Annotated in this window: 15 protein-coding genes, 1 tRNA gene and 4 pseudogenes; 11 read left to right on the forward strand and 9 right to left on the reverse strand. The window is 41.5% G+C overall.

Annotated elements, in window-relative coordinates; translation table 11 throughout:
- Positions 1 to 12: 12 nt before the first annotated feature.
- The 8 genes and pseudogenes from BTN49_RS13985 to rpsU all read right to left on the reverse strand — a co-directional run bounded on the left by BTN49_RS13985 (position 13) and on the right by rpsU (position 6,304).
- Positions 13 to 183, reverse strand: a complete 171-nt coding sequence (locus BTN49_RS13985; protein WP_158523659.1) for a hypothetical protein — start codon at positions 181 to 183, stop codon at positions 13 to 15.
- A gap of 35 nt (positions 184 to 218) precedes the next feature.
- Positions 219 to 1,102: pseudogene (locus tag BTN49_RS22175) on the reverse strand (IS982 family transposase).
- Between the two features lie 121 nt (positions 1,103 to 1,223).
- Positions 1,224 to 1,511, reverse strand: a pseudogene (locus BTN49_RS06545) (transposase); the annotation flags it as partial.
- A 146-nt stretch (positions 1,512 to 1,657) separates the two neighbouring features.
- Positions 1,658 to 1,733: transfer RNA gene (locus BTN49_RS06550), tRNA-Ile, on the reverse strand.
- 148 nt (positions 1,734 to 1,881) lie between these two features.
- A complete protein-coding gene (gene rpoD / locus BTN49_RS06555; protein ID WP_097356515.1) occupies positions 1,882 to 3,693 on the reverse strand; it encodes an RNA polymerase sigma factor RpoD in 1,812 nt (603 codons plus the stop codon).
- Between the two features lie 97 nt (positions 3,694 to 3,790).
- The gene (gene dnaG, locus BTN49_RS06560) at positions 3,791 to 5,545 is read right to left on the reverse strand and encodes a DNA primase (RefSeq protein WP_097356516.1); all 1,755 of its coding nucleotides are present in this window, start codon (positions 5,543 to 5,545) and stop codon (positions 3,791 to 3,793) included.
- Between the two features lie 124 nt (positions 5,546 to 5,669).
- Positions 5,670 to 5,840, reverse strand: a complete 171-nt coding sequence (locus BTN49_RS13030) for a GatB/YqeY domain-containing protein (protein WP_158523660.1) — start codon at positions 5,838 to 5,840, stop codon at positions 5,670 to 5,672.
- Positions 5,841 to 6,088: 248 nt separating this feature from the next.
- Positions 6,089 to 6,304, reverse strand: coding sequence for a 30S ribosomal protein S21 (gene rpsU, locus BTN49_RS06565; RefSeq protein ID WP_002537656.1), 216 nt, complete (start codon positions 6,302 to 6,304; stop codon positions 6,089 to 6,091).
- A 367-nt stretch (positions 6,305 to 6,671) separates the two neighbouring features.
- Here rpsU and tsaD point away from each other — a divergent pair, with 367 nt between their 5' ends.
- From tsaD to BTN49_RS06585, 4 genes are all read left to right on the forward strand, one after another.
- The gene (gene tsaD / locus BTN49_RS06570; RefSeq protein WP_097356517.1) at positions 6,672 to 7,691 is read left to right on the forward strand and encodes a tRNA (adenosine(37)-N6)-threonylcarbamoyltransferase complex transferase subunit TsaD; all 1,020 of its coding nucleotides are present in this window, start codon (positions 6,672 to 6,674) and stop codon (positions 7,689 to 7,691) included.
- A 1,114-nt stretch (positions 7,692 to 8,805) separates the two neighbouring features.
- Positions 8,806 to 9,165, forward strand: a complete 360-nt coding sequence (folB, locus tag BTN49_RS06575) for a dihydroneopterin aldolase (RefSeq protein ID WP_097356518.1) — start codon at positions 8,806 to 8,808, stop codon at positions 9,163 to 9,165.
- Positions 9,162 to 9,647 carry a 2-amino-4-hydroxy-6-hydroxymethyldihydropteridine diphosphokinase gene (folK, locus tag BTN49_RS06580; protein WP_097356519.1) on the forward strand — a complete coding sequence of 162 codons (486 nt, stop codon included), beginning with the start codon at positions 9,162 to 9,164 and terminating at the stop codon, positions 9,645 to 9,647. The genes folB and folK overlap by 4 nt, the downstream gene beginning before the upstream one ends.
- Positions 9,648 to 9,694: 47 nt before the next feature.
- Positions 9,695 to 10,498: an undecaprenyl-diphosphate phosphatase gene (locus BTN49_RS06585; RefSeq protein WP_097356541.1), complete on the forward strand. Its 804-nt coding sequence runs from the start codon at positions 9,695 to 9,697 to the stop codon at positions 10,496 to 10,498.
- A 467-nt stretch (positions 10,499 to 10,965) separates the two neighbouring features.
- Here BTN49_RS06585 and BTN49_RS17755 read toward each other — a convergent pair.
- Positions 10,966 to 11,518, reverse strand: a pseudogene (locus tag BTN49_RS17755) (IS5 family transposase); the annotation flags it as partial.
- Positions 11,519 to 12,057: 539 nt separating this feature from the next.
- Here BTN49_RS17755 and BTN49_RS06595 point away from each other — a divergent pair.
- The 7 genes and pseudogenes from BTN49_RS06595 (at position 12,058) to BTN49_RS06625 (ending at position 17,789) form a co-directional block, all read left to right on the forward strand.
- Positions 12,058 to 12,705, forward strand: a complete 648-nt coding sequence (locus BTN49_RS06595) for a hypothetical protein (RefSeq protein ID WP_097356520.1) — start codon at positions 12,058 to 12,060, stop codon at positions 12,703 to 12,705.
- A gap of 625 nt (positions 12,706 to 13,330) precedes the next feature.
- Positions 13,331 to 14,608: pseudogene (locus BTN49_RS20710) on the forward strand (DNA-directed RNA polymerase).
- 477 nt (positions 14,609 to 15,085) lie between these two features.
- Positions 15,086 to 15,367 (forward strand): BRO-N domain-containing protein, encoded by a 282-nt coding sequence (locus BTN49_RS06610; protein ID WP_097356523.1) that lies wholly within the window; start codon positions 15,086 to 15,088, stop codon positions 15,365 to 15,367.
- A 1,014-nt stretch (positions 15,368 to 16,381) separates the two neighbouring features.
- Positions 16,382 to 16,753: a hypothetical protein gene (locus BTN49_RS06615; protein ID WP_097356524.1), complete on the forward strand. Its 372-nt coding sequence runs from the start codon at positions 16,382 to 16,384 to the stop codon at positions 16,751 to 16,753.
- Between the two features lie 60 nt (positions 16,754 to 16,813).
- Positions 16,814 to 17,143: a hypothetical protein gene (locus BTN49_RS06620; protein ID WP_097356525.1), complete on the forward strand. Its 330-nt coding sequence runs from the start codon at positions 16,814 to 16,816 to the stop codon at positions 17,141 to 17,143.
- On the forward strand, positions 17,106 to 17,381 hold the full coding sequence (locus BTN49_RS20715; protein ID WP_394336653.1) for a hypothetical protein: 276 nt from the start codon (positions 17,106 to 17,108) through the stop codon (positions 17,379 to 17,381). The genes BTN49_RS06620 and BTN49_RS20715 overlap by 38 nt, the downstream gene beginning before the upstream one ends.
- Positions 17,382 to 17,576: 195 nt before the next feature.
- Positions 17,577 to 17,789 (forward strand): hypothetical protein, encoded by a 213-nt coding sequence (locus tag BTN49_RS06625; RefSeq protein WP_150142317.1) that lies wholly within the window; start codon positions 17,577 to 17,579, stop codon positions 17,787 to 17,789.
- Positions 17,790 to 17,854: the final 65 nt, after the last annotated feature.

Below are 17,854 nucleotides of genomic sequence, written 5' to 3' on the forward strand. Positions count from 1 at the left end.
ATTCTTATAGTCTTAATTTGTTTGCTGGCGAACAGGCATACCGCGTCTTAGAACTTTGTTCATCACTTTCATATTTAACAGCCCTTTACTAACTTGAGCATTGTAACTAACCTGAGCTGCGTATAAGAAATAAACTAAATATTCAAGTCTCAATATGATCGTTTGAATCCAATTATCAGTCATAAAGAGACTTGGAAATGTATAATTTAACCCAAGATCTACGCAATCAGGTGCTTATCAAGCCAAGTCATCTTGATACTCGACTTCTTTAGTTGAAATGAATACGTGATGAGTCCCGCCAGCAAGTTGACCATAAAGTTAATACAACTACGGTACCGAGAGTGCTCGATTTTGGATATGTTTTTTAGTTGGTTAAAAACGGTTTCAATAATAAATCGTTTTCGGAGCATCAGGTGGTCCCACAGTTTCATCACTTTTGGTTTCATGTTTTTTTCACACCCGTTATTAGTATCACTCCATTGTCTGCAAGTTCCCGCTTAAATAAACCAGAGATATAAACTTTATCTCCGTATAAATACCCACAAAGCTCGTCAGCCATTTCTGAGTACAGACTTTCTATCATTCACGTTAGCCGTCGTCACTCTGACTGAGATAATACTACCTTAATCATTAATAATGAGGTGTAATTTCGAACTGTAGAACCACCCCGTCGTTCTTTGTCCTCGCTTCAAGGTACTTTTAAAAACCTGATGTCTGAGAATTCGAGGTTATGATAAACCTGTAGCTTGGATGAATCAACAAAGGCAATCCCTGTCGGTCTTGCCTAACGGTGAATGAGGTAAGAGCAAAGCGTAACCAGAACACCTTGCATGAGCTTGAGCATTCGCGTGTAGCTGACTAATTTTGGAAATTCGTTGGTGAAGTAACGGAAAACAAAGTGAATGTAATAATTTTTAAAGTCTCGATACCCAAATTAATGGAAAGCTATCACTATCGTCATCACTTCGCTAACTTAAAAGGCGAGAAGGTTTATTTCTTTATTTGACACCGAAAGAAATCAGGTGGTTTTCCCTTCCCATGCAGATAGGAAAGTCTAGCAGACACTGTCGAGATCGATAAGAATAGCATCTAAATTATTCATTGCAAAGTACTTATGCAGTCAATGGTTTTTTCTAAACGATGAGATTACAACGTTGGTATGTAGTTCATTTCTTATGCTTAGCTCAGGTTACTTAATTTTTACGATCTTCGAACGCATTAATAATGCAGGTGTATGTAGGGAATTTTAGCGGGATATTCATCAACGTAAAAACTGAATTGAGAAAACTTCCTAATCAACAAAGTAGGATCTTGAAAATACATTTAACCATCAGTGCCGTTTCAATCTCGGTATCCAAAAATATAAACCCACGTCCACGTTGACCGTGATACCTTAGACAACGCCATGCCTTAAGAGCAGCGAGGTCTATACAAAAAGTCACTAAGATCCGATTTGCTAATGCTTGATTATATTCTTTCCAATTGCTGATCTTGTGCTTGGTCTTTCCCATTATAACGGCCAGATTAACTCCATGAGGATCTCATCGTAGGAATTGTGATTAGTTCAAATATTTGGTAAATCACGCCTATATGACCTTATATTTTGATAAAAAGCATTAAGAAAAGATATTTCGAGATAGTGAGGATTCTCTGTATATGGTGGCTCCTCCCAGACTTGAACTGGGGACCAATCGATTATGAGTCGACTGCTCTAACCACTGAGCTAAGGAGCCGAATAGATAATCAATTATAAGGGAATACAGTTAAAGTGTATAGGGGGTAATCTTAACTGATCCCCATGATTCTAAGGCAGTCCAACTGATCATATGAAAAACAACGAGGAATACTCGCCTTTTAATTTTTCGCTTATCACTAGTTGGATTATTCGTCTAGGAAGCTACGCAAAACTTCAGAACGGCTTGGATGTCGCAGTTTTCGCAATGCCTTGGCTTCAATTTGACGGATACGCTCACGCGTAACGTCGAACTGTTTGCCTACTTCTTCTAGCGTGTGATCAGTGTTCATATCGATACCAAATCGCATACGAAGAACTTTTGCCTCACGGGGTGTCAAGCCTGCCAGTACCTCGCTGGTTGCCATCTTGAGGTTGTTCATAGTCGCAGAATCCATTGGAAGCTCGAGGGTAGTATCCTCGATAAAATCACCTAAGTGTGAATCTTCATCATCTCCAATTGGTGTTTCCATGGAGATTGGTTCTTTGGCTATCTTTAGTACTTTACGGATCTTGTCTTCTGGCATTTGCATACGTTCTGCTAGTTCTTCTGGTAACGGTTCACGACCCATTTCCTGAAGCATTTGTCGAGAGATACGGTTCAGTTTGTTGATAGTTTCGATCATGTGTACAGGGATACGAATTGTACGAGCTTGATCAGCGATTGAACGTGTAATTGCTTGGCGGATCCACCAAGTTGCATAAGTCGAGAATTTGTAACCACGACGGTATTCAAACTTGTCTACGGCTTTCATAAGGCCAATGTTACCTTCTTGGATTAAATCCAAGAATTGTAAGCCACGGTTAGTATACTTTTTTGCAATAGAGATAACCAGACGTAAATTAGCCTCAACCATCTCTTTCTTCGCACGGCGGGCTTTTGCTTCACCGATTGACATACGTCGGCTGATGTCTTTGATACGTTCAACGTACAGGCCAGTTTCATTTTCGATAATTTTAATTTTCAGCACGCAGCGACGAAGATCCTCTTCGTATTGCTTCATACGTTCACCGAAGGGTTTGCTAGATGACAGTGCTTGATCCAGCCAGTTATTTGATGATTCGTTGCTAGTAAATAGTTGAACAAAGGTTTTTTTTGGCATTTTTGCTTGGTCAACACACAGACGCATAACAATTCGTTCTTGTGTACGTACACGATCCATTGTATTACGCATTGTTCTGACCATACGGTCGAACTGCTTAGGGATTAGGCGGAACTGTTTGAACACCTCAGATAACTTGGTGACAGAGTCTACAGTATCTGCATGGAAGCGTCCGTTTTTCTGGATCGAACTGTGCATTGATTCATACGCAACACGAAGTTCTTTGAACTTTTCACGTGCAAGTTCTGGATCAATACCGGTATCTTCTTCATCACTGTTGTCTTCGTCTTCAAGCTCTTCTTTATTTAATTCGGAGCCGATGTGCGTAGCAGTTGGTGAGATGTCATCTTGGTTTGGGTCAACAAAACCAGAGATAATGTCCGTAAGCCGGAGTTCTGCTGCTTCAACCTTGTCAAACTGGTCAAGCAGGTACGTAATAGAACCTGGGAACTCTGCAACAGAAACTTGTACTTGGTTAATACCCTCTTCGATCCGCTTTGCAATGTTAATTTCGCCTTCACGCGTAAGTAATTCAACTGTACCCATTTCACGCATGTACATACGAACAGGGTCAGTAGTACGACCTATTTCAGATTCAACGCTGGATAGTGCAGCGGCGGCGGCTTCAACAGCGTCTTCGTCAGCAATAGATCCAGCCATCATAAGTTCATCGGCATCAGGAGCGGTTTCCACAACCTGAATACCCATGTCATTGATCATCTGTATAATATCTTCTATTTGATCGGAATCGACTATGTCTTCCGGTAGGTGATCGTTAACTTCTGCATAGGTTAGATAGCCTTGCTCTTTACCTTTTGCAACAAGCGACTTTAGCTGTGACTGCGGATTTTGCTCCATAGACGATATCCAACTTAGGGTCTGAGTGAAGAATGTAGTATGCGAAAACGCAAACTATTTATTTTAGCAAATCGCAAGTGTGCTAGCTAGTTAGTTTCTAGCCGAGGCGGTTGAGGATTAACAACTGCAACTCCTGCTTTTCTTCGACTGATAGGCCGACATTATTTGATTTAGCTTGCAATTTGGCGATTTGTTGTTGAACACACTGAGTAAGGATTTTATCCAGTGAGTCTAGGAATACTTCTAATGCATTATTTTCAGTGATGGGTAACATCCAAATTGCCAGTTTGCCTAACAATGCATTTTGATCCGTACCTCGCCAGAACTCAATCAACTGCCCTGTTGCTATATTGGGGCGTTGGCGACAAAGTTCAAGCATTGTTGTAAATAATATGAGCCCAGGGATAGCAAGTTTATCTAAACCATCTAGTGGAGGCACAGACTCTGCAAATCTAGGATTTTGTAACAATAAGGTAATGACTTCTCGCATTGGTGTACGTTTCATTTCTGGTAATGTTTTACGTGCCTTTAATTTTCCTTGTAAATTAATCAGTTTTTCGAGCTGTTGCTCATTAGGCAATCCAAGCTTTTGTCCAAGTATATTTCGTAAATATAGACGGAGCGTTCCTCCCGGTATTTTTTCTATCAAGGGTACTGTAAGCGTTGTCAGTTTTGCTTTCCCTTCTAGGCTACTCGTATCAACTTGTTCAATAAGGGTAGAATACATAAATTCAGAGAGTGACATGGCGGCGGCAAGTTCTACTTCAAAGGCATCCTTACCAATTTCACGAATCATAGAATCTGGGTCTTCACCCTCTGGTAAAAACATGAACTTCAATTGGCAACCATCCTTCAGATGTGACAGCGCTTGTTCCATCGTGCGCCATGCTGCATCGCGTCCAGCGTGGTCTCCATCATAACAGCAAACGACGGAAGAAGTTTGGCGGAACAATATCTGAATATGCTCGGCGGTGGTTGATGTACCCAACGATGCTACCGCATAGTCTATACCAAATTGTGCCAACGCAACCACATCCATATAGCCTTCTACAATTATGAGTAGTTTAGGTTTTCGATGTGCCTGTAATGCTTCATATAAGCCGTAGAGCTCACGCCCTTTATGGAAAATAGGCATTTCTGGTGAGTTGAGATATTTTGGGGTGCCATTACCCAAGACACGTCCACCAAAACCAACTACTCGCCCTCGTCGATCTCGAATTGGAAACATTATTCGCCCTCGAAACCGGTCATAGCGTTGACCGTTATCATTTTCGATCAACATGCCGATAGAAATTAGGGTCTGTTGACTTTTATTATCTTTACCAAAGCGAGTCCGAACTTGATTCCATACATCTGCCACATAACCAATACCAAACTGTTGAACGATTTTACCAGATAATCCACGGCCTTTCAGGTAATCAATAGCCACGTATCCAATGTCGGTGCGAAGGGTCCTTTGATAGAACCTAGCAATTTCTCCCATCATCTGATACAAACCGCGTTTTTGATCGTTAGGTGTGTACGAACTTCTCGGAATGCCTCCACAAGTTTGATTTCGTGGCACATCAAGTCCCAACTGAGAGGATAACTCTTCGATGGCTTCGACGAACTCAAGTCGATCGAACTCCATCACGAAATCGATAGCATTACCGTGAACACCACACCCGAAACAATGGTAAAATTGTTTCTCTTGGCTTACAGTAAATGAAGGTGTTCTTTCGTTATGGAAAGGGCAACAAGTACTGTAGTCTTTGCCCTGCTTCTTCAGTTTAACCCGCGAGTCTATAAGCTCGACAATATCCAGTTTCACGAGTAGGTCATCAATGAATGTACGTGGAATTTTTCCTGCCATAATCTATTTTATATAGGTAAATTTGTACGAGTCGACGATTTTGGTATTTTACTACTGATTAAGATATGAACAAGCCACACACTCCGTAGTTAGAGTGCACTGTTTGTTCATAGGTTATAAAAATTTAAACCAAATTAACTGTAACCAATTGGTTAATTTTATCCATTTCATTATCGCTCTCAATTTGAGACTTCAGGTTAACCATGATTGTGCCCATGTTGTGCATGGTACTCAGATCAGAAATAATAGTAGCGTTTTTCACCAATTCATCAAGATCATCGCGCCACAAGGCCAAAGAGATATTGCGTCACGAAATGACGACATTATTTGTCCCTTATCGTCATCACAGCCAGAACCTTATTGTCGTTCAATGTTTACTGCACGTCTATTTTTTACTGTAGTATGTAGTAGCTGTACTAAATCGGAGCGATAATCAAACGGTTAGTATCAAGGCGAAGTTTATCGCTCGTCTTCATAACGATTACTTGTTGATTTATAATGCATTTCAATAAGTCCATACGGTCAGTCTGTACTTGATTGTAATTAGTACAGACGAACGCGACGGGCGTTTTCACGCGCTAGCTTTTTCAGGTGACGTTTAACGGCAGCAGCCTTGGCGCGTTTGCGAACTGTAGTCGGCTTTTCGAAATGCTCACGACGTCGAACTTCAGAAAGGATACCTGCTTTTTCACAAGAGCGTTTAAAACGACGCAGAGCTACGTCGAATGGTTCATTTTCACGTACTTTAACTACTGGCATATGCCTTTCACCTCGTGTGGGGTTGTTCAGTGATCACTAGTGATAATGCGACCAGCTTTAGATTATGTATTCAATAAGTTGGAAGGTGAGTCCCTGACCGTCAATTCGGTAGTTATGATGCCCACCACTGCAAATATCATCTTTTCTAACAGAAGCTGTCCCTGAATATAGATATACATTTTACACGGATACCAACTTATTGAGTACATGACCCAGCTTTCCATTAAGGATCGTTCGGAATTTTAATCTGACACATGTGTGTTTGTAAAGCTTAACTGTGAATTTGATACTTCCCATTTAATATGGTTGGATATTCATTGTGAAACTGTTGTAATTAATCCCTTAAAAAACGATGAGCTGAGGTATTATGAGAATTCTGGGCATCGAAACATCGTGCGACGAGACTGGCGTTGCGATCTATGATGATGAAAAAGGGCTTCTCGCACACCAGCTATATAGTCAAGTTAAATTACATGCGGACTATGGCGGTGTAGTTCCAGAATTGGCTTCACGTGATCACGTGAAGAAAACCATTCCCTTAATCAAGGCAACATTGACTGAAGCAGGTTTAACACCAAAAGACCTCGACGGAATAGCATACACAGCAGGTCCAGGCTTGGCAGGTGCGCTGATCGTTGGAGCCTCCATAGGTCGTAGTCTGGCGTATGCGTGGAATGTCCCAGCTGTAGCAATTCACCATATGGAAGGGCATTTATTATCGCCAATGTTGGAAGAAATACAACCACCAGTGCCATTCATTTCGTTGCTGGTTACTGGTGGTCATACTTTACTGATTGAAGTAAAAAGTATGGGTGAATATGTAATTCTTGGCGAATCTATTGATGATGCTGTTGGTGAAGCATTTGATAAAACTGCAAATTTAATGGGTTTCGATTATCCAGGGGGTTCAATGTTGTCTAAATTAGCTGAGAGAGGGAATAGCAAGCGTTTTACCTTCCCACGCCCAATGACGGATCGTCCCAGTTTGGATTTTAGCTTCTCGGGCTTGAAAACCTTCACTGCAAATACCATTGCCGTAAATGACAAGGATGAACAGACACGTGCAGATATTGCACGTGCGTTTGAAGATGCGGTCGTGGATACACTGATGATTAAATGTAAACTTGCACTTAAACAACGCAGTATGAAAAGATTAGTGGTTGCTGGTGGCGTCGGTGCTAACCGCCATTTACGTGTCAAACTGGAACAATTAACTGCGTCTATTGGTGGAGAAGTATATTACCCAAGAGCGGAGTTTTGTACTGATAACGGTGCGATGATTGCGTATGCAGGTATGCAACGTCTGAAAAATGGTGAACACAACGATTTGGAAATTGAAGTGTTTCCTCGCTGGCCTATTGACCAATTGACAGCGATTAAAACATAAAAGTCGACGCTAAGTGTACGCCTGATTTTAGGTGTAATGGATTGAACATGCTCGTTAATAACTGATTCTATCCTATATTTAATAAATTGATTATATCTTCAAGATAATACTAAAATTTAATGAATGTACTATCACTTGATCGTGTATTTCCGTTGATTTCGAGTATCCAATAGTTTTCTGCAAGCATGTACGGAGGGTGAAATTTTTCCTTCTCAATGCGTTGAGTAGAAACCTTACCTGCGTTGTTTCCCAAATATCTGAACTAATCACAACTACTACGATCAGATTATTATGGAATCAAGCAGGCGGTTATGATGGGGAAAGGTATTTTAGAACTCCCCTTTCGTAGATTAACCTCAGATCTGCATAAGCACTTGCTTATGCAGATCTGAGGTTAATTCAGGAAATTAGTTAGTGAGGCATAAGCAAACGAAGTGGATGTAATAAGTTTTGAAGTCTCGATCCCACGATTGATGGAAAGCTACCACTATCGTCATCACTTTGCTAACCAAAGAGGCGAAAAGGCTTGTTTCTTTATTTAATACCGAAAGAAATTAGGTATTTTTTCCAGGTAGGGAGGTAAGTCTGGTAGAAGTCGTCGACATCAACGAAAACAGCGTTTAAGTTATTTATGCCAAAGTCCTTATGCAGTCGATATTTTTTTAAACGATCAGATCGTGACTTAGGTATTTAGTTCATTTCTTATGAGCAACTCAGGTTAGTTCATGTATTCAATAAATAGGTTTTCGTACAAAAGTACTTTTGCTTTCATCTTTCATAAGTATAAGTCCTGTTAAAAAGCATGGTATTTGTAATGGTGGATATCAACACTTCCATGTTACCCGCTAAATTGACACACTATACAATCTATTAAATGCATGACCTGTAAATACATGGTAACACTCATCAGTGATACGATCTCTCTCATTTTGTCTTCCAATCTAGAGCAATTACTAGTGTTTCACTATGAGAACTTGTTATAGTTCTAGAATCAGTACAAGATTCCTAAATCATCGGGGATACTTGTATATTAACAGAGCAGCTCACCATGTAGTGGTCAAACAATGTTACTTACTTTTGTGTATAATGGGTACCTTTCTGTCAATAAGTGTAGATGCAGGTGGATTTAGTATTTATTGAGCAACTTGAAGTCATAACCACTATCGGTGTTTACGATTGGGAACAACAGATTAAACAAAAACTGATATTTGACCTTGCAATGGCGCATGACAATAAGCCCGCTGCCCATCACGATGATGTAGCTTATGCCTTGGACTATGCCGCCGTGAGTAATGCTGTTATTAAGCATGCAGAGAAGAACTGCTTTCTCTTGGTTGAGCGAGTAGCTGAAGAGATTGCTACATTGATCCAACAACAATTTGCCGTCCCATGGATCCGAGTCAAAGTCCAGAAACTAAATGCAGTTCCACATGCAAGGGTCGTAGGTGTGATAATTGAACGAGGTACGCTTTGACACAAGTATTAGTGAGTGTCGGCTCAAATATTGATCGTGAATTCCATATTGTTGAGGGTATTTCTGCGCTTAGAGAACTCAACCCTAATTGTCATTGCTCACGTATCTTCGATGCCGAACCCGTTGGCTTTGAGGGTCCAAACTTTTATAACCTTGTGGTTGAATTTCAAACCGATCTCACTCTCACAAACATGGTGGTAGCGCTGCGAAATATCGAATCGCGCTGGGGACGTAAACGTGATTCGGAAAAGTCTCAAGATCGCACTTTAGATATTGATCTTCTCACCTATGGTGAATCGGTTCGACTTCAAGACCCTACGTTGCCACGGAACGACGTATACAAATTTGCCTTCACGTTGTGGCCTCTTGCGGAGCTATGCCCTGAGCAAGTAATCCCTGGTGACTTACAAACCTATGCACAAGCATGGAGCACATTTAATAAAAACCAAGCTTTGTGGCCTGTTTTTGATTTTTATCTGTGATTACCTTCTATTTTTTCACAATGCAAGATAAGTGATTCCCTATGACTATGAGTATGTTTGAGACTTGTACACTAGCTTTAATTCAGGGTTTAACGGAGTTTCTTCCTATCTCTAGCTCTGCACATCTTATTCTCCCATCTCAAATTCTCGGTTGGCAAGATCAAGGTCTTGGTTTTGATGTTTCTGTACACATTGGTACCTTACTAGCTGTGGTCGGATATTTACGTAAGGAAGTGAAACAGTTGTTAGGTGCGTTGTTTCGCTGGATCTTCAATGGTGAGCATTCTCCAGATGCGACTCTGGCGTGGATGATTACGTTATCGACTATCCCAGCGGGCATTTTTGGTTTATTGATGAAAAATTTTGTGGAAATATATCTACGTTCTGCGTGGGTGATAACGGCTACTTGTATCATATTCGGTTTGCTACTTTGGTGGGTTGATGTTTACGCACGTTGCGAAGATGATGAATACACGACTACGCCTAAATCAGCATTGTTAATTGGTTTGGCACAAGCCATTGCGATTATTCCAGGTGCCTCCCGTTCTGGTATGACTATGACGATGGCACTATATATTGGTTATACTCGTGAAGCTGCTGCTCGTTTCTCGTTTCTGATGTCTATTCCTATCATTGTGCTGGCAGGTAGTTACTTGGGATTGGGGTGGATACAAAGCGATGTTCCTATTTTATGGAAACCTATTTTAGTGGGTATTTTTGTTTCGTTTTTCAGTGCGTACATCTGTATTCACTGGTTCCTAAAGCTGATAACAAACATAGGAATGAAACCATTTATTATTTACCGAATGGTGCTGGGTACTGGACTCGCTATTTTCCTAGCAACAAAATAGCGGGGGATTAGAAAATGAGAAAGCCACAAAGGTTCTAACAGCTATCACCTAAGCTATAAACTAAAGATTCTTTATTTTCAATAAAAGGAGGATTAAGCTACACACTATGAAAGTGAATTTAACCAAGAATCAAAAATAAAATCTGGAAACTCCTCATAATACAACTCGTGATAGCGCCCTCCGTCAGGTGAAATGTAAAGATGGGCAAAGTAAATTGTACCATCTAAATCTTTTGCTATCTTCTATCAGAAAATCAACTGTTGCTACGGTGATATCCGCTACCAATTTCTCTATCATATATTTAATGGCGAGTGCCTTTTCTCGGCAACTTTTTTGATATTGTTTCTGTCCATGCCTTACATAACGTCATCTCTAGTATAAACTGGGCTTTTCCAGACCGAATTTGTTGATTAAATCAAGCCTATAACGCACTGATCTCAATATTTGTTACAGTCTTAATTTGTTTACTAGCGAACAGCCATACCGAGTCTTATAACTGTGTTCATCGATTTCACATTTACCAGCGCTTCACTAACTTGAGCATTTTAATTACGAAGAGTAAGTTTAGGGCTTAGCAACTGTTTATAGCAAAACATTGCTGTCTCTGCTAATGAGCGTTTGTGATAACCCCTGTCCTTTTCCACTCCGCCAGTTTGTCCTATTTTAAAGCCTTTACATCTGCATTTCTAGGATGCCCTTCCTCCCAATACCCCGCGTTGATTCGAAGTGGAATACTTGGCGTTATTCCTTTATTTTTTAGTACGTGGTAACATGCTCTTGTGTCGTAGGCTCCATTAGCACTGACTTGCTGTATCTTGCATTGTAATGGGTTAATAAATGTAGGTAAAACCTCATTGTCATCCACAACAACTAGGTTAACTTCTGCAGCAATAATCTCATGAGTAAACAAATTAACAGCAAGAGGAAGTGTGCACCAGAGACGTCGCTTTTCCTTCACCGTGTTTACGCATTTTCTATTCACCTTCGTCGTATACCTTTTAGGCCTGTGACATCAATAACGGAGTTTTAAAATACCTTTCACCATCAGTGCCGTTTCCATCGCGGTGTCCGAAAATATAAACCCAACACTTAATTCAAGTTAGTGGAGATGGCATCTTAGAGAAGATAAAAAATACCTTTATAAATTATTGAAATTAAAGGTAGTAATACATCATCCCTAGTTGACGACTGGAGATTTATTTGTGTGTTGACATGCAGTATCGACTGTAATGTGACATTCAATACTACACCCTTGATTATTGATAAAAAACCCGTTTATGTAACAGGAAGTTCTTATTAATGGATAAAAATACTTATAGGGTAGTCGGCGTAAGAACGCTCTCATTTATCGTTATTAATACTTTTAGTGCTTTAGGTTTCTGGAGAACGTGTGTTAAAAACCAAGATGTTTATGTATAGATAAATAGACGAAGGTAAAAGAAGAGAAGGAAAAAATAAAAGGAGAGGAGAGGAAATAGCACTGTAAGTCACCGTAAATCTCACTCCCAGCTCCACTTCTAATGATTTAAACTAAAAAATAACAAAGAGGAATCTATACGATGACTCTCGTAGGCATTCGCACGTTTGAAACAACTATAAGTTTCGCCTGCCCAACTCTAAAAGACCTAAAACTAAACATAACAGCTCTTCGCGAACTTTATGTCCGACAAATCGACAGTAAGTACACGCAACGCGAAGAACGCTACACACAAATTATGAATGAACTGACCACAGCAGCCAGCGATGGAAAGGAATCAAACACAGCTTACGGCTTACTTTTAATAGGCAAAAGCATCGATGAGTTAGCAGAAGCTCTCACAGCCTATCACACAACGCCACGAGATAAACCACACGTAGTGCATGAGGTCTTTGGCTACATGCCAGACACGAGGGTAATAACCACCATTGTCTTAAATACCTATATCAATGGCATCAACAGTTACTTACCCATCTTAAAGATAGCGGTGCGGATAGCTAAGAACTTACAGGACGAGATAAATTTCCTTCACCTTGAGAGTGTGGACGTGAACATATTCCGTCGTACAACGATAAACGTTGCGACTAAGAGTCGGCTACACGAGAAACGTGCTTCGCTTCGGTGGTTCCTGAAGAACGCTGCGGGAATACCATCATTTGCATGGCCTGACAACGAAAAGATGGCGATAGATCACGCCTTAATTGTCTTTTTTAATAATCATTTTGGCTAGTTCGAAGTGAGCACAGTTGTCTCTAGTAAAGGGAAGGGTAAACCCAAGATCTGGCCGTGCTTACGCCCTAACCCTGAGCTAGACCGTTGGATACACGAGTGTCGTCACGAATTAGCACTGACATTACTCCCTCAACGCCAACCATTGCTAGTGCCACCTCGTCCGTGGACAAATGAGTCGCTATATTGCGTGCCTATTTAACGCAAGCTTCACCTGCGTTCGGCATCGTTAAGACAAGGAACACTCTGTACCTACAGCAACTTTAAAACATGGAGATGGCTGGAGTGCTAAATGCCATCAATCGTATCCAAGAGACACCTCTCATAATCAACAAGGACATCCTCCAGTGGTGTGAGTATTTCCGAGATAACACAGTCGCATAATCGGAATACATTAGCATTTCACTGAACGAAGCTCGAGTACTTTCTGACTGAGAACGTCCGGCGTTCCGTATCGTGTGATACTGACAGTGAAATACTCTTCTTTTACCAACAAACTTGCACAGCTTTCCATAAGGCTGAGGCCATCAATCACTCTAAGCGCATGTCACATGCTCTCATGCTAGGTTTAGCCCGCAAGTATGCTGCTGAAGATAATTTCTATCTCCCTTGGGGCTGATAGATGAATGAGAGTTTACGCAACCTCAAAATTAAATTTTCAGGGCACCGATGCTACAAAAGATTTCCTTCTCTTTTCAGAAGATATCCCACTCGGCACACACGGCCTTAAGTGGCTCGAAATACACGCGGCTAATCTTTGGGGCATCGATAAAGTCTCCTTTGATGAACGGCTCCAGTAGGTGTCTGAGAATAAAGAGCATATTCTGAAACTTGCGGACAACCCCTTGGATAACAAAGGTTTCTGGTCGGAGGCTGATGAACCTTGGCAAGCACTGGCTGTAGCTCCTGCTCTGGTTTGCAAATTTTAGGCGTAGCTCTACGTTGTGAAAACACTGGTAAACACGTCAACTTGATGGCTACGGACAAACCTGCAGATATCTACGGTGCTATCGCAGCTCTTGTCGAGAAGAAACATCGAGAGCTTGTAGAGGAACGCACACACGCACAAGTGCTAAAACTTTCAAAACAAAAGGCTTACGAACTTTGGGCAAATTCCGTCACAGATACCACACACGGTCAGTGGCTCAAAATGCTCAAAAGCATAACAGTCCAAACAACTAAGGAGGACGATAAGCTACTAAAAGTCCTGCTGAAAGAGTACTTCAAATACACCGAAGCATACGCGGAGCTACAGTTCAGCTTGGACAGAAAGACAGTAAAACGGAATGTAATAACCTACTGCTACGGTTCAGTGCACTTCGGCTTCACTGAGCAGTGTATGGAAGACATTCTGAGACCTGCCTATAGAGAACATAGGAAAGCGATTGCTGGGAGTCTCCCCTCCAGTTGGCATTTCGACGGCAACGGTAATCGTACTGCAAGTCTTCTCGCTTCTCATATTTATCCGGCTGCTGAATATACAATCCTATGCGCAGCGCAAGCTATGCACTGGTTGCAGAAAACAGCAACCTTAATCGTTAAACAAAATAGACCTTTACGTTGGACAAGCCATCATGGCTTTTTGGTACCACAAAATAAAGGCACGGAGAATCTACTGCAAGATGCTTGGAAAGCACAACGACCTGTCTATACGCGAAGAGTTTCTTGATTACGATGCAGCTAAAACTGCTTCTGTTATAGCCCATAACGTTGTTTACAGCTTAGACACTACTCATTTACAACTCGTCTTCAAAATGGCTTACGAGGAGCACGGCATCACCGCCTTCGCGCTTGTGCATGACTCTTTCGGTACACACGTAGGTAACACTGAAGTCTTTTTTAAAGTCATACGGTACGCTCTCATAAAGCTATTTACAGAGCGTAATGTATTTGATGAACTATGAAAAAAATTCACAGCCCAACTCGCTCCTGAGTTGCAGAATTTAATGCCGGAACTTCTAGAATATGGTTCCTTAAACCTCAGTTCAGTCCGTGACTCACTATACGCCTTTACTTGAAAAAACTGACAGCAGGGAAGGTAGCATTGTTGTTTACCTTTCCCGTCTCGACAGATCCTAATGCCCCTACTTTTTATATGGATAAATATGATAAATACGCTTATATTTCCAACTCCTACAAACACATATTTTAACATTAACGCTCTCTTCACATTTGAAGGTCTCTATAAAATCCACGCAATTCTTATCGATAATAAACCCTACTTTGTAGCTAAGGATGTCGCCAAAGCTTTGGGTGACGGCTAGCAGTCAGCCGACCCAAAAAAAGTTATCAGCCTTGCCATAGCAAAGCTATGTAAGTCCGAGATATAAATAAAGAAAAAATAGATGTTTACCAAAACATAGAACATCTTATTTGCTGGTATGCGGGGTGGTTCTTCAATCGCGATTATCCCTGAGTCTGACCTCTACCGGCTCATCATGAGTTCGAAGTTACCAAGTGCCGAACGTTTCAAGGATTGGGTGTGTGAAGTTGTGCTACCAACCATACGAAAAGACAGTGTCTATATAAAAGGGGAAGAGAACCTTGTTACAGGAGAGTTAGAAGAAGCGGAGCTTTACCTGAAAGTGATGCACAGCCTCACTGCCAAAGTAGCGCGTCTCGCAGTCGAAACCAAGAAGCAAGTTAGCATTGTTGTCACATAAAACGAGTTAATCGAAAAACAGGCGGGTGAAGCAGAGCAGATACCATTTCCCCAATGGGAGGTCATGCACTTCACCAGGTGTCTCACCCAACCTGAGAAGAACCGTATCGCTACACACATTCAACACCGCACATTGCGCAAGATACCCACCGTTTACAGGGGTTACAGTTCTAGCATCAACATTTATTACCGTAGCGATATTGAAGACGCAGCCCGTAAACTGTCCCTTTATTAATCAAAACAACGCATAAGGAGATTAACTTGGGCACAACAAAATAAAGGAAAAAACCCGCTTCACTATCCCAACATGCACCGCCCGTTACCCGTGGTTAACCACGTAGACGACAACCCCTGAACAACCAAGCATCGAACCTTTAAATATTGTCCCGCAAAATCAACAGTAGCAAAACAATAGGTTAAGTATAAGGAGAAGGACATAGGGAAGGAAACAATTGCACAACAACTTGGTAACCTACTCGCACAAGAACTGCTAGATCGCGTTAAGTCTAGCAAGGCAACTGCGAGTGAGTTACGGGAAGCTCGTGCGTACTTGAACGACAACAAAGACTTGACTTGTTTCAAACCAAAACACCCCGCAAACGAGTTGTATGAAACTTTACGGACTTAACAGGTTTGCAAGTGTTTGCAGACCACTAACCCTAAGCCCCTCGGTTCAACTTAGGGCTTGTATATCTATATATTTTATCTATGTTTAGGAGCCCTTTATCTATAAGAAGAAAAATGACCAACAAGAATACATATACAAAATCAAAGAAGACTTTCGCTTATTCCTTTATCTGGTGTGGAAGCACTTAACGCTACCTTGCCCAACTAACATTCAGTATGACATAGCGCACCTACAGCACTCGCCCAAGCGTTTCTTTATTGAAGCTTTCCGCGGTGCTAACCAAAGTTTTATAACCTCAACTCTTGTCCTATTGGTTGCTCTATCGGAACCCCCAGTACCGTATCATGGTCGTCGCAGCTACTTAAGAGAAGAGCTAAACTGTTCATTATGTTCGTACGCAGATTACTGATAGAATTTCCCCTGCTTAGTCATCTAAAGCCGAAACACAGCCAACTTGACTGTCTTGGCATGTTTGACGTAGCACAGGCACTCGCCGACCAATCACCCTCAGTTAAAGCCGTTGATATCCTAGGTCAACTTACTAGCTCCCGTGCAGATTTTATAATCTCGGATGATATCGAAATACCGAATAACTTAGCTACACAGGCAGCACGGGATAAAATCTCGGAACTCATGAAGGAGTTGGATGCTGTTTTGAAACCTCTTTCTGATGCACATATCATATATCTAGGTACCACACAGACTGAAATGACAGTGTACAACAGCATCGCTGAACGTAGTTGTAAAGTACGAATCTAGCCGGGCTTATATCCCACGGCAAAACAATGAGATGCCTATATCTTTGACGGCAAGTTACGGTTGGCTCCCTTACTACAAAGTAGAGTAGAAGGAGCAGCCCTGATTGGGCATAACACCGACCCCTCACGTTTCACCGATGAGGATTTAAAGGCGCGACTTAAGTCTTACGTCAAAGGTGGTTTTTCCTTGCAATTTATGCTTGACATAGCGCTCAGTGATGCGGATAAGTACCTGCTGAAACTTAGCGACTTAATTGTGTCAAACATTGCGCGAGAGAAAGCCCCTACGTCCTGCGATTGGTGCAATGACCCTGCTAGACGCATCACAGAGCTACAGGTGCTAGGCTTGACTAGTGACCACTACTTACCCCCGCCACCTGTTTCAGACTGAGACCGTAAGCGCGTTCACAGGGCGCTTACTGAGCACAAACCCTTCAGGATGCGGTAAGGATGAGATGGCTTATAATGTTACCTACTTCCTCAATAGGTATATCTTTCTAGTGAAATTTGAAAGTCTGCTGGAAGGCTACGTCCCGCAGAACTTAACGAAAATCGCAGAGGCAGCGAAGACGCATAAGGTAAATAATATTATCTACGAGTCTAATTTCGGTGATGGTATATTCGGATAATTATTACGACCTTTCATTAACCGTATTTACCCTTGCCTTATCAAAGAGGTGAGGCATCACGTCCAGAAATAACGCCGTATTATCGATACGCTAGAACCCGTCATGATGCAGCATAACTTATTGATTGACTATAAGCTTATCGAAAAGGCCACGTAGAATATAGCTGCGGAATTATCTTACTCGCTCTTTTACCAAATGGCGAGTATAACGATGGATAAAGGAGCTTTAAAACATGATGATAGGCTGGATTGTCTAGCAATAGCCATGAATTACTGGACGCGCAAAATGGATGTAGATGCACATGCGATAGAAGATGCAGCTCGTGCAGAGATTTTGGATAAAGAGTTGGAAGATTTCATTGTGTATGAAAGCGGTTACCAGAATCCAAGTAAACACTGGCTCAGTTAAGGAGGGAACTTCACGTCACTGGGAGTCCCAAACATTTTACTTAAAAATCTATGAGGTCTTTTTAC

The organism is Candidatus Enterovibrio escicola (assembly GCF_002464935.1).
In the GTDB taxonomy this organism is placed as follows: domain Bacteria; phylum Pseudomonadota; class Gammaproteobacteria; order Enterobacterales; family Vibrionaceae; genus Enterovibrio; species Enterovibrio escicola.